The organism is Patescibacteria group bacterium, assembly GCA_018817085.1.
GTDB lineage: Bacteria > Patescibacteriota > WWE3 > CG2-30-40-12 > CG2-30-40-12 > CG2-30-40-12.
Window position 1 is genome coordinate 1 of record JAHIUT010000036.1, and the last position, 12,428, is coordinate 12,428.

At 41.3% G+C, this 12,428-nt stretch carries 11 protein-coding genes; 8 read left to right on the plus strand and 3 right to left on the minus strand.

Going from position 1 to position 12,428, the window contains the following annotated elements:
- Positions 1 to 177: 177 nt before the first annotated feature.
- The 4 genes from KJ678_02285 to KJ678_02300 all read left to right on the plus strand — a co-directional run bounded on the left by KJ678_02285 (position 178) and on the right by KJ678_02300 (position 1,632).
- Positions 178 to 540, plus strand: a complete 363-nt coding sequence (locus tag KJ678_02285; GenBank protein MBU1016969.1) for a pilin — start codon at positions 178 to 180, stop codon at positions 538 to 540.
- A 45-nt stretch (positions 541 to 585) separates the two neighbouring features.
- The gene (locus KJ678_02290; GenBank protein ID MBU1016970.1) at positions 586 to 915 is read left to right on the plus strand and encodes a hypothetical protein; all 330 of its coding nucleotides are present in this window, start codon (positions 586 to 588) and stop codon (positions 913 to 915) included.
- 11 nt (positions 916 to 926) lie between these two features.
- The gene (locus KJ678_02295) at positions 927 to 1,238 is read left to right on the plus strand and encodes a hypothetical protein (GenBank protein MBU1016971.1); all 312 of its coding nucleotides are present in this window, start codon (positions 927 to 929) and stop codon (positions 1,236 to 1,238) included.
- Between the two features lie 124 nt (positions 1,239 to 1,362).
- Positions 1,363 to 1,632, plus strand: a complete 270-nt coding sequence (locus KJ678_02300) for a hypothetical protein (GenBank protein ID MBU1016972.1) — start codon at positions 1,363 to 1,365, stop codon at positions 1,630 to 1,632.
- Between the two features lie 16 nt (positions 1,633 to 1,648).
- On the opposite strand, the gene KJ678_02305 is transcribed toward KJ678_02300, so the two are convergent.
- Complete coding sequence (locus tag KJ678_02305; protein MBU1016973.1) at positions 1,649 to 2,908, minus strand: ATP-binding protein; 1,260 nt, start codon at positions 2,906 to 2,908, stop codon at positions 1,649 to 1,651.
- 139 nt (positions 2,909 to 3,047) lie between these two features.
- On the opposite strand from KJ678_02305, the gene KJ678_02310 reads away from it, so the two are divergent.
- The 4 genes from KJ678_02310 (at position 3,048) to KJ678_02325 (ending at position 9,440) form a co-directional block, all read left to right on the plus strand.
- Positions 3,048 to 3,311: a hypothetical protein gene (locus KJ678_02310; protein MBU1016974.1), complete on the plus strand. Its 264-nt coding sequence runs from the start codon at positions 3,048 to 3,050 to the stop codon at positions 3,309 to 3,311.
- Entirely contained in the window at positions 3,304 to 3,717 is a 414-nt protein-coding gene (locus tag KJ678_02315; protein ID MBU1016975.1) for a type II toxin-antitoxin system VapC family toxin, read from the plus strand. The genes KJ678_02310 and KJ678_02315 overlap by 8 nt, the downstream gene beginning before the upstream one ends.
- Before the next feature lie 80 nt (positions 3,718 to 3,797).
- On the plus strand, positions 3,798 to 9,032 hold the full coding sequence (locus tag KJ678_02320) for a cellulase family glycosylhydrolase (protein ID MBU1016976.1): 5,235 nt from the start codon (positions 3,798 to 3,800) through the stop codon (positions 9,030 to 9,032).
- 15 nt (positions 9,033 to 9,047) lie between these two features.
- The gene (locus tag KJ678_02325) at positions 9,048 to 9,440 is read left to right on the plus strand and encodes a four helix bundle protein (GenBank protein MBU1016977.1); all 393 of its coding nucleotides are present in this window, start codon (positions 9,048 to 9,050) and stop codon (positions 9,438 to 9,440) included.
- Positions 9,441 to 9,492: 52 nt separating this feature from the next.
- On the opposite strand, the gene KJ678_02330 is transcribed toward KJ678_02325, so the two are convergent.
- Both KJ678_02330 and KJ678_02335 read right to left on the minus strand, forming a co-directional pair.
- Positions 9,493 to 10,110: an Ig-like domain-containing protein gene (locus tag KJ678_02330; GenBank protein ID MBU1016978.1), complete on the minus strand. Its 618-nt coding sequence runs from the start codon at positions 10,108 to 10,110 to the stop codon at positions 9,493 to 9,495.
- 1 nt (position 10,111) lies between these two features.
- Positions 10,112 to 12,428 (minus strand): CHAP domain-containing protein (locus KJ678_02335; protein ID MBU1016979.1); only part of this gene is annotated, 2,317 nt, incomplete at its 5' end.

Consider the following 12,428-nt stretch of genomic DNA (forward strand, 5'->3'; position numbering starts at 1 on the left):
ATTGCCGGCGGGGGGGATAATCCGCTTGCGCTGGAAGCGGGAAGGGATATGATAACCAGTTCAATTTTAGGCTTGCTTGTTATTTTATTTGCTGTTACACTTTTAAGAGTAATTGGTTCTAGCGTTTTAGGTATCATAAACTAATACCTTAATTTTTAAAGGAGGTGACTTTGCAAAATGAGTTTAGCAAATAAATTGTTAGCTGTAGGACTGCCCACAACTGGCTGGAACGATGCTTATGCCAGCTCCTTGGGTAACGATTTCGTCGCCAAATGGAGTGTTTTAGGAAACATAAATCAAGCTATAATAAATACAGTCTTCTGGGTAGGTATAGCAATATCCCTGGGTTTTGGGATAATAAACGGGGTTAAATACGCTATGAGTGGAGGGGACAAATATGCCGCTCAAGCCGCAAAACAAGGTGTAACCAACGCTATAATCGGATTTATAATTGTAGTAGGTTTCAGAACAATCGTTACATTGATAATGAGATTGCTGGGGTCTGAAAATGTTCCAACAGGCACTAATATGCCCTTTTAATTTAAAGTGTTTAATCAAAGAAAGGGGATGTAAGAATGTGTGCCTATGTTTAAACTATTAGCGGACACGACCAATGTAATTTTGCCAGACGACCCTTTGGGTACAAGGTTTCAAACCGTTGGGGCTATAAGCACTTCTATTATAAACCTTGTCTTTTGGGTTGCATTGGCAATCGCCTCGGCGCATCTAATAATTACCGGTGTAAAATTCGGGGCGAGCGGGGGCGATAAATTTGCCTTACAAGCGGCAAAAAAGTCGTTCTTGTGGGGTGTTGTAGGTTTTATTGTGGTTATAGGGTTTAGGTCCATTATAGAGCTGGTGTCCGCTCTTTTAGGAGGAACAACGGCTATTCCAAACACTATACCTGATTTTTAGAAAGTGTTGTTATGGCAGTATATAATATAATTGAACAAGATATTTCTAATCTTGGTGTTGTTTTGGGTAATTTATTATCCGCTTTGTTTGGATTTATAGGATTTATAACCGGTATAAATATGGTGCTTGCGGGAATAAAATTAGTATCCAGTCAAGGAGATCCAAAAGCGCTTATGGCCGCCAAAGCTAAATTTACTTGGGCAGTATTAGGTTTTTTTATAGCTTTAAGCGTGTTCACAATAATACGATTGGTAGGCATTCTTGTTGGAAAAAGCGACCTACTGCCCGGAACGATTAATTTGGACACGAATTTGCTGAAATAGATAAATAGATAGTACCATGTCATTGCGAGGAGAGAGCCACAGGCGAACGACAAAGCAATCTCAATAAGATTGCTTCTCCTTCGCTAAAGCTCAGGATCGCAATGACGAAGTTAAATTTTAACAAATGATAGAAAATACCCAAAACATCTCCATATTCGCCCGCGCTTTGGGCTTGTCTCACAACATAGCCCAAGCGTTGGGAGTAGTTTTTGGAATCGCTATGTGCACCCTTCTTTTAATGGCGGCGGGCGGAGCAAGCCAAATACTAAAACATAAGGGTAGCCCCTATATGCGCGCGGGGGCAAAAATTACCACCATCCACGCCATACTCGGACTTTCGCTTTCCTTTCTCATAATTCTTCTTCTTAATCTTTTTAATAAAGCGATTAAATAACTTTCAAACCCCATTTTTAATCCAACAAAAAGTCCAAAAGATTTACTATGCGGGGATCTTTTCGTTTAGTATTATTATACAAAGTTAAAAGGGTGGTATTTTTTGCCTTGAGCTTTTTCGCCCCCTCTTCCAGCGACCTAATTTCCCTCTCAAAAACCGTGTCGTCATCAACCGTAGTTGTAACATTATATAAATTGACTTCCCCTACATTATTGGTTACAAAATCAACCTCAACCTCATTTTTCCAATAACAAACATCCCGATTGTTTTTATATAAAACGCTATTTACCAAACTTTCCAACATAAGTCCACTATTTAAAGCAAAATTAAACCCAGCAATGTTGGCAAGTCCCGTGTCAACAGAATACATTTTCGGCGGATTGTAAATTTGCTGTTTAACGGAATACGAGAAAAGGTTATTAAGATGTATTAAAAAACTGGACTTCATAAAATTCATATAGCTAATGATACTAGGAGAAGAAACGCGCAGAGATTTTTCCAAATTCACGGATGAAGCAATAGCGCCATTGTTAGACATTAAATAGCGGGCTAAATTGCGTAGTTCCAAGTCTTTTCTAATGTCAAACTTTACAATAATATCCTTCTCCAAAATTGTGTTGTAATAAGAAGAAAGAATTGCCGCTTTATTAAGAGCGCTGTCTTCCAACACAACTCTGGGAAAGCCCCCATACTGCATATATTCCTTTAGCAAGCCATAGATTTTTGTAGGGGTTTTCTTGGCTTTTTTAAAAAGCAAAAACTCCTTAAAATCAAGGGGCGCCACTTTAACATTTACGGTCCTCCCACTTAATAAAGTTGATTGCCGACTATCAAAAAGTTCAGAGCTCGACCCTGTAACAAAAAACTTAATATCTTGCTTCTGCTCGTAATGAGCAAGCAAAATCCTTTGCCAATTTAACACTTCCTGCGCTTCGTCAAAAAAGATGTAAATCTTACCCTTAGGCTTTATTTCCTTTTTATAAAAATCTATTAAAGCGTAAACCTCTTCGGTTTTAACCGGGCGGCTAAAATTGGGGTCTTCAAAATTCACATACAAAAAATTTTTGTAAGGAATCTCATACTTTTTATGAGCGTATTCAATTAGTTGCATTAAGATGGTGGACTTTCCCGATCTTCTTACACCAGTTAAAACCACAATTTCAGGAATGTTAAAAAACCGATCCAGCTGTGCAATATACTGCCTTCTAACAACGCCAGTGTCCGGTCTTTGACCCCAAAAATTCCATTTTTCCAAGAAACTAAAAATATTTTCCATATATTTAAATAGTAATTAAATATGTGGGTTTTGTCAAGCAATTATTTAAATAGTAAAGCGGGTAGTTGCGGAGGCACGACGCGATTAAATAATTTTTCCACCCCTTGACATTTGTATAATACACAATTACAATGTCTGTATGATTGGGAATATTACAACCGTTACCGTCTACAAAAGTGGGAACAGCAAGGTAATTACAATACCGCCAGCCATTCCTACAGAGGTAGGTGATAAATACATACTTACAACAAGAAGCAAAAAATTAATTTTAGAGAAAACCACTACAATGAATAAAAACTACAGCTTAAAAAAACTTAAAAAGCTGGTGGGCCTGCTACCCGATTCCACAAAAGGTATGGGAATTACGGAGCTGGAAAAGTTTTTAGAGGGCGCTTATGCATAAAAATATCTTTCTGGACGCAAATATACTTATATACAGTCAAGATCCAAATTCTTTATTTTTTAAACAATCGGTGGCTATACTTAAAAAATCTGTAGAGGAAGGAAACGAGATGTTTGTTAGCCCATACATATTAAGCGAAGTGCATTTTTTCTTCACAAAGCAGGCGGGGAACAATTCTGCCCGCAAAATTGTAAATGGAATATTAAAATATCCAAGCTTAATATTTGTGGATATAGCTTTTACCTTAAAGGATATTAGAAGTGTATTTAGATTATCTGCCAAATATAGCTTAAAAACTTTTGACGCTTTTCACGCCTACTATTGCAAAAAGTTAAAAATAAAAACTATTGCCACTTTTGATAAAGATTTTCGCAAACTTCCCTGGCTAAAGGTTGTGGAAAAGTAAATAGGATTATATACTATACTTAAAATAAAATGTCCCCCTTACTAATAAGGGGGCGAGATTGTTTTTAATGTAACACAAAGATGTTAAAAAATCAAGGGGTTATAAAAATAGTTGTTTTCTTGTTTCTGCTCACAAGTGTTACACTATTCTCTCCCAAAAAAGCGTATGCAGATAATAAATGCGGAATAAACATGGACCCCGCAAATCCAGGAGGTTTTCCAACACCTCAAAGTATACCTAATGCAGGATGGGTAAGAATGGAGTTTAAAGATTGTACAATCGGCAATGATATAACAACTAATACAAAACTCAAAACTACGCTAGAGGCATATAGCTCCCTTTTAAGTACGTATAAATCCGCTGGAATAAAAACACTTTTAATAATAGATTATGCGAGTTACGCCAATGCTCAAAATGATATTGCAGGGTTTGGTGAAAGAGCTGGAGTGATTGCTACCAATCTTGGGGGGTTTGTTGACGCGTACGAGATCTGGAATGAACCAGACATTGCCCAAGGCGGAAATATATCACCAACAGACTTTGCTACTATTCTAACTTCAGCGGCTTCTAATATAGGTGACGGGCCCTTTATAGTTTCGGGCGGACTTGCCAGTGGCGACGCTTCTTACCTATCCTCAACTGTGATCGCTATGGGTGGAAACTGGGGTTTGATAGATGCTGTAGGACTGCATCCTTACGGAAAAATTCCAGGAAGCGGACAATGTTCTATAGGAAACACAGGAGATTTGGCTACTTATATAAACCAACACCTCGCATCTTCTGGAGGCAAATCTATCTGGATCACTGAAATTGGGTTGGGCACGACAGATGAGGTAAAACAGGCTATGTATTTAGATTGTTTTTACAGCTATACAAGAAATAAAACGGGAATCACAAATACACTTTGGTTTGGTTGGTCTGACAATATGGTTTCCCCTTTTGGTTTGATGAGAGGGGATATGAGTGCTAAGCCTGCTGTACAAAAATATAACGACCAGTGCGGGAGCAGTATTCCTCAAACAGGATCTAATCTGTCTCCTATAACTGTACAAGCAGACGGGGGGGTTAATTGTACCACAACAGGCGGTCAGGGGAAATTACCTCCCACTACCACCCCCATAAACGGGCAGTGTCCGGCGGGATATTCTTTACTGCGCCAACCAGGAACGGGTACTGCCACACCTCCGCCAGACAACAATATAGGAAATAGTCCCATTGTTCCTTATTGCGGAGTAAATTATTACCCTACTTATCATACATGGCAAAGAATGTGGACCGAATGGAGTCCCAACGAAATTAGAACCGAGCTTGGATATGCTAAAGAATTGGGCATAAATATGGTTAGAACATTTGTACATTACGATACTTTTGGTCAAGGAAGTCCAAACTCCACAATGATAAATAGATTAAAAGAGTTTGTGAATATAGCGGGGTCTTTAAATATAAAGTCAGTAATATCTCTATTTGATGGGGAACCTCAAATGGCATGCAATTACAAGGGGGATGGGAGTGCTACATCGTTAGCATATGAAAATCAAGCAAGGGCTATAGTACAAGCTTTGGACTCTAACCCAAACCTATTATGGTGGGATGTTACTAACGAACCCGATACCAGAAATTGTGCCGATGGTCTGGATAACGCCCTTAAAATGTCAGGTTTCATAAAAAGTATTAGTAGCAAAGAAATAACACTAGGACTTGCTGATTGGGGCAACTATAGAAAAGTCGCGGATTCTCCTTATATAGATATAATCCAATTTCACAGTTATTGGGACCCAGATGATATTAAAAAAGCTATTTTAGACATAGCCGCAAACACAACCAAAAAGATATTTGTAGGAGAATTTGGGCTCCCTTACGGAAGAACAGCACCCTGGGGACCTTATTCCTATAAAAGCGGGTTGGATGAAAATGACCAAATAGATTATTACAACAAAGTATACGAGAATGTTTTAGATGATTTCCGAACTTATAACTCAACTGTTTACAGTAGAATAATTGGAGTTGCGCCATGGATGCTTATGGAAATCGAAGGTTCCCCCGATGGGGAGTGGGGTCTTATTGGAAGAGAGCTTGTTGTTAATTGGCCAGGAATAATATATGCCCAAAAGTACTGTGGCGTAACTAACCTACCTCCCGGAAATAGACTTGTTTCCGCCACCCCCGGAACCGACATTTGCGTATTAAACAGTTTCGGTAACGCTACATGCGAACAGCCGCTTATCGCCAACCCCGAAGAAGGGTGTTTCACCTGCACATTTGACCAAACCACCCTGGCCTCTGAAGAAAGGAAAAACGACCTCTTTTCCAATTTCTGCCATCTTTTAGGTCTAGATACTTTGTGTTCCAGTTTCTTTGATATCGGAGCGGCGCTATCTTGGAACGCTGTTTTGGATGTTACTAAATTAACCTCTCCTGTAGAAGATGAGATGTTTACTAATTGGTACGAAACAATGCTCCCGGTAACGCTTCCTCCCGATCTTGCCAAAGACGCGCTGGATAACGAGGAACTCGCTCTAAACACCCCAAGCCGGGTGCAAATACGCGGGGAACAGATAAGTGGCGGGGGCGACATACAAATACAAAGCGGAGAGGGCGCTATTTTTAACGCTGTGGGTCAACAATTTGCGTCAGCGGTAATGGACTGCCTTTTCACTGGAACCCCAGACGACCCGGGATGTAAAACCGTCCAACCAACCATTGCCAGCCAAATGGAGTATTTAGCAAGTCTGCCAAATCAAACCACTACGGCAGAGAACATTCTGCCAAAAAGTGGAGGTGCTTCCACAAAAGAAAGCGTGCCATTAGATACCCTGATTGCCTCCGCTTTATGGGGAAAAAGCTCAACTGAATTAAACAACTTGAATAGCAAACTGCGGGCGTTACTCCCTGAAAACACTACTGAAAGCGAAGGAGAGGTTTTGGCGGCAAGCGCCGTATGTCCTGAAAAAAAGGAAACTCTCGTTAAAGACCCTTGCCTGAAGCAAATTAGCGGCAAAGAAGCAAAATCCACAGGAACAAACAAGAAAGAGGAAAGAAATTGCGTGGAAGTTACAAAATGTACTCCAGCCCCAACCGCCGCGGACCCGGGAGGACAAGATTGTCAAACTACAAAAGTATGCGAGCCTACGCTTGCTTTAACTAATATGGTAGCCATACATCCCGATTACGACTTCGTTACCGGTTCCGTGGGAAGTCAGAAAGCGGCGTTTCCCGCAAATAACCACACTTTTACTTCTATTTTTAGTCTTCCGGGAGAGGAAAACGGAAATCTGTATCCTGTTATTAAAAAGGGCTATGATAGCAAAGTGGATTTTGCTGTACAACGAGGGTCGAGTCCTCTAACGAGAATCCCAGTGCTAGGGGACATTATAGAAGCCATAGCGCATTTCTTTGTGCAGTTTAACCAAGAGGAAGGCGCTAATGTGCCTAGTGGTGGAGAAAGAGCGTGCAGAGAAGAGAGAACTTTTAATGCGGCTCTTGTGCCCCCAGGGGAAGCACGGGATGTTTCGGATGAGTGTGTGGAACAGATGCGGCTGATTCCGCCAACGGATTGGGGAGACTTTCCGCTTACCTGCGGCACAGGGGTTTTGGATTGGACAAATACAAACACCACACCGTTGAGTGGGGCCAGCTTATCAAGCTTTGGACCTATGGTAGGAAAAATTCAAGGGAAAATAATACTAACAGACGGCGCAACTAAGCTTTTATACGGCAAAGATGTGCCAATGAATCCGGGGCAGATACTGGCAAATCGCTGTGGTTACGGACCCGGTCATATAACATTACACAGAGTAGAGCTAGGAAGCACCGATTGGAGTAACGAAACAGGATATGTAATGTCTGATTATTCGGGATTAAATCACATTAGATTTGATCTAAATGTCCCACCCGGCATTTATGCCTTCCAGGGAGATACGGGATGCTGGCACTATCTAAATCAAAATCTCCCCCCCATAAATGAGGCCATTGTGGTTGAAAACAACACCCCACAATGTTTTATCTTAAAAGAAAATAGCAATATGCCGGGAGGATATTCCTCTGATTTAGGAAATCCTGACAATATAGTTAATTATTGCGGAATAAATTATGATACAGCATACAATAGTATGTGTGGGGGTCTTGATCCCGGCCAGGTTGGTAACACTTGCACTAAACCAGCAGCACGCTGCGGATTTCTAAGAACAATCCCGGGCTGGCCTCCAGGAAACGGTTGTAGCGAAATGTTTCCGTCCACTTTCCAAATAGTCAGCTGTTCTTCTATAACCGAACCGCCGGTAACTCTTGCCGGTTTGAATATTTCGGACATTTCCTGTACCAGCGAAAATATCTGCTTTGCGGCGGCGCATACGCTTGCTCCTTCCGGCGTTGAAAACAGGGCGTTTTTAGGAAGTACAACGGACGGAATAAATTGGACATTCAAACGCGCCTCTTATACGGAAGGAACGGAAACCGCAAACCTTGAAATAATTCCTAGAATAAAGTTTATAAACAATACCACCGGCTGGCTGGTTGCAAAATCCGAAGGCGCGGTTAGAAATGTTATATTAAAAACAACCGACGGTGGAAACACTTGGACAAGACAAGCAAGCGAGGGGCTAGACACCAAAAACTATCAATCGTTTGATATGTTAACAGATAGCTTAGGAGTTGTGGGACCCTCCTCTGGTATAGCAGATGCCGGCATACTTTACACCACAAACGGCGGGGAAGGAGAAAGATGTTCCTGGGACGCAACTAAATGGTGCCCAACTTGGTCAAAACAAAATATTACTTCGTCAATTGGCGACACAAATACATTCAATTCTGCTTTGGACACCTCTTTTTACAGCGCGGACAATGTAATGATAGCGGCAAACGGGCATAGGATGTATAAAGTTTCCAACACAGGAACGGGGTGGGACCTAACAGGCGGAAGAGTTACCAATTGCGATGGCAATGGCAGTTTGGGCGCCAATATGGAACGGGTAAGGATGCTCTCGGATTCACTTGGATACGCGGCCGGGAACAGGTGTGTGGCAAAATATGAGGGGGGGGTGTGGGCAAAATTAAGCGGGTTTGACGCGGTATCCTACCGCGGATTGGATGTGGCGACGGGGGCGCAGATTTTTGCGGCGGAAAACGGGGCGGTTTATATTTTGCACAGCGGGGGTACCCCTACAAAAATTGTTTTACCAAACGCCGGCAAACTCCTTTCGGTAGAAATTATCGGAAATACAGTTTATGTGGGGGGGGATAGGGGAAAGATTTATATATCCCGAGATTTAGGAATAACATGGGAAGAGCAAAAATCTATTGTGTTGCAAGGGCAATAATAATTAAAATCTCAAATGTTAGATGTCAACTCTCAAAACCACAACTTAAATCTAAAATCTAATATAAAATATAGAGCTTACAATTTCTCTTTGATGGTCATAAAATTTGTGGCAACACTCCCCGATAAAGGAATATACTGGGTATTTAGAGACCAGCTCCTTCGCAGTGGCACCAGTATTGGAGCTAATATTATTGAAGCAAAAGCTAGTAGCTCTAAAAGAGATTTTATCAAATTCTATGAAATTGCCTTAAAAAGCGCTAACGAAACCAAATACTGGCTGTGCCTGCTTAGAGACTCTGGGCTAGTAGAAAGACCTAAAATAGAAAATATATTGAAAGAGACTACAGAATTATGTAATATGTTAGGGTCTAGCGTACTTACTATGAAGGGAAAGAAAAGGATTTAAGGTTTTGAGATGTGGCTTTGCGATTTGAGATTTGACATTTGAGATACATAAACTATTCAAAATCTATTTTCACGCTTTCAGGAGATACCCCTTTTCCCCTAAACCACGCCAAAACCTCTTTTTTAATATTCTCCGTCTCCTTTTCGTAAATGCCAAAAATTATTACAAAATATTCGTCTTTTTGCCTCTGCATTATGGTGTATTTTTCGGTTCGGTACGGCAAAAATTTTAGGATAGGAAACGCTTTTTCATAAGTCTCAAACGCCGTCTGCGCTTCTGGAGTACCCACACCAAATTCTTCAATTTCCGTAGTAAACGAAAACTTATACGGCTTAACTCTCTTGCCTTCTATATCTAAAGTGTACACAGTCTTTGCTAAAAGCGCATTTTGCGGGTTAACCACAATTTCCCGCCCGTCTCCCGTAACCTCAAGACCCCATTCAGCGGAAGGTTCCGAAACTATCTTAATATTTTCGCTTAAAATTTTGGGGGCTTTTCTATTGAAAAAAATTGTTATTGGCGCATCCCGCAAAATATTTTTGGAACCCCCAATCGGCTCCGTTTTAATAACTTCAACTGGAAAAAAGAAAAAGTAATAAATTAGAAATCCCGCTATAACGGCTACGGCGCAACCTATTGTTAAAAACATAAATCTTTTTGTAGTATCCATATTATTTAGGAACTAAAAACCCCATAAATGTTAAACCCGGAAGCGCTTCTGGATTAATAAGTGTTCCGTGTTCATCAAAAAGAAGTGTATATTCCGTCCTTCTCATATTAGACCCGGTTATTACCACGGTAGTTCTACCTCCAGAGGAGCCGGACCGTATAACAGGCGCTATATGCCCACCCGCGCTTGAACTAAAAGTAAGGAGAGACCCCGCAGGAGGAGCAGAGAGCGCGGACCCCACTCTATATTTATCATATACCACAGCGCTCGCTCCATCAAACCAATCGCTTCCGTTACCAGCAACATAATAATCCGCTCCCCCATAACAACCTACCGCTATATTCGCAAAAGCAACACATTGTAAATTTTGGTTGTAGGTAGTGGATCCGATATAATAGGTATTCACTGCCTGAACACAGTTTGGAGTTTGCAAAATAGGGGTGTTGCTCACACAGCTTGTGTCTAATATAAGATAAGTGGTCATATTGCGTTGTATTCTCAAACAATTTTTCAAGGCGCTGGCAATCGCCGCCAAATCTCCCGCCCCTTTGCATCCGCCGCTTCCGAAATCAACGGTTTTTATAACAGTGCCTGTATCGGAAACCCCTACCCCTGTTCTTGGCAATATCTCAATAAGAGCTTTGTTCATATAAGTAATATTGCCTGGGGAGGCGGGAATGTCTTTTATAGAATAATTGTATGTAATGGTATCCCCGCTTGCCAAATCAACATGTTCTTGCACTCCAGGAGACATTCCCGAAAAATCCAAATACCCGTAAGGGCCGCCTGTTGTTGTATCTACTGTAACCGGCGCTTGCGCGCAGTCTCCCACATAGACCGTGGTGTTGTCTCTAACGAACTGTATCAGTTGTGGCTTGCTGTCTTTATTGGTAACGACAACCACATATTTTATGCTATTGGTGGCGGGGTCATAAGCTCCGTTTTTAGTTACTTCCAAACGGTCAAAGATTGTTCCAACTGTAACAGCTTGTCCCGCTTGTCTTACCACACTAAACACTCCAGCAATAAAAAAGAAAATTATAAAGACCAAAAGAAGCAGGGGAGAAAGACAACAAGCGCAACCGCCGAGAATAAATTTTCCAATTTTGGTAACCGCTTCTTTAGTAGCTTCAACCGGTTTTCCGCGAAGTAAATTCCACAAATCCGAGATTAACTTTGTCCCAAGCCACGCCAAACCCCCCGCCACAATTCCGCCTACAGCTCCCAAAAGACTTCCCAAAGCTTTTGCAACGGGCGCAAGTGTCCTGCTCCCAAAAACTCTTGCCAAAAACCCGGTTGTAATTTTTCCTCCGCCAATATCAATAAACTTGTTGCTTAAAGACCTCAAGGCTGTTCCTACTTTGGACGCCTGCCAAGCTTTAGCAAAAGCCGGGTTCCCAGCCTTAAACCAATCTGCGTACCTCTTAAAAATCCCAAGCTTTCCGATGGTTTTGTCAACAAACAGGTTTTGAACATGGTCTAAAAATCTTCCAAGAGCAACTAGCGGACCCATATACAAATACTTGTCCCCCATCGTCTTTCCTTTCATCCTATCCAACAACCACGGAACATCCCCTTTAGGAACAAGCCCCTCCGCTTCTAATTTAGAAAAAACTTTATTAAAAAAGTCAAGATACTTATCATACTCCTTATTCGTAGCCGTATCGGTCAGCAAATCTTTTAGAAATTTTGAATTGCTTAAAGTTGGGTTGGCGCTCTCTTTCAAGGCGCCCAAGGAAATCCCGCCTACAGGTTTCATTAAAAGCAGGTCTCTCTTTGCATTAGCATCTATCAAAACACCATTCACAGTAACACCCTCGTCCACAAGATCGTCCAACAAACTTGCTACCTTAAAAGCAACCTTGTAATCCGACGCTCTTTGATAAACCGCCTTACCTAAAAGCGGGACCCAGCCTCCATTTTTGAAACGCAAAAAAAGACCTCTCGGAGAGTCTTTAGCAAAACTGGCAAGACCTAAAAATTTTTCATCTATTTGTGTGAGTATTCCCGAAACATAAAATTGAGGGGTTAGATATTGCAATTTGGTCTTCCAATCCCCCATCCAGTCAGGCAAGTCTCTCGCTATCCTGCCAAGCCACACATAAGTTCTAAAAAGGCTGTTATCGTCAAAAGCGGAGTCTAAAAAATCTTGGGTTTTAAAAACGCTCTCTCTAAAATTAAGAACTGTCTGCCAATCCATTAAAGTATTAAATTTGTCCGCTCCCACCAAAGCCCTAAATTGAGTTTGAAGTTTAGCATCGCCAGCTATCTGCCTATGCAAAGCGATTAACCTCATTTCATATTCTTTGTTGTACCCG

What these genes read in the sequence shown, in the direction of transcription:
- KJ678_02320 (MBU1016976.1), top strand. Translation starts at nt 3,798, where the DNA reads ATGTTAAAAAATCAAGGGGTTATAAAAATAGTTGTTTTCTTGTTTCTG.
- KJ678_02285 (MBU1016969.1), top strand. Translation starts at nt 178, where the DNA reads ATGAGTTTAGCAAATAAATTGTTAGCTGTAGGACTGCCCACAACTGGC.
- KJ678_02325 (MBU1016977.1), top strand. Translation starts at nt 9,048, where the DNA reads ATGTTAGATGTCAACTCTCAAAACCACAACTTAAATCTAAAATCTAAT.
- KJ678_02330 (MBU1016978.1), bottom strand. Translation starts at nt 10,110, where the DNA reads ATGGATACTACAAAAAGATTTATGTTTTTAACAATAGGTTGCGCCGTA.
- KJ678_02290 (MBU1016970.1), top strand. Translation starts at nt 586, where the DNA reads ATGTTTAAACTATTAGCGGACACGACCAATGTAATTTTGCCAGACGAC.
- KJ678_02315 (MBU1016975.1), top strand. Translation starts at nt 3,304, where the DNA reads ATGCATAAAAATATCTTTCTGGACGCAAATATACTTATATACAGTCAA.
- KJ678_02305 (MBU1016973.1), bottom strand. Translation starts at nt 2,908, where the DNA reads ATGGAAAATATTTTTAGTTTCTTGGAAAAATGGAATTTTTGGGGTCAA.
- KJ678_02310 (MBU1016974.1), top strand. Translation starts at nt 3,048, where the DNA reads ATGATTGGGAATATTACAACCGTTACCGTCTACAAAAGTGGGAACAGC.
- KJ678_02300 (MBU1016972.1), top strand. Translation starts at nt 1,363, where the DNA reads ATGATAGAAAATACCCAAAACATCTCCATATTCGCCCGCGCTTTGGGC.
- KJ678_02295 (MBU1016971.1), top strand. Translation starts at nt 927, where the DNA reads ATGGCAGTATATAATATAATTGAACAAGATATTTCTAATCTTGGTGTT.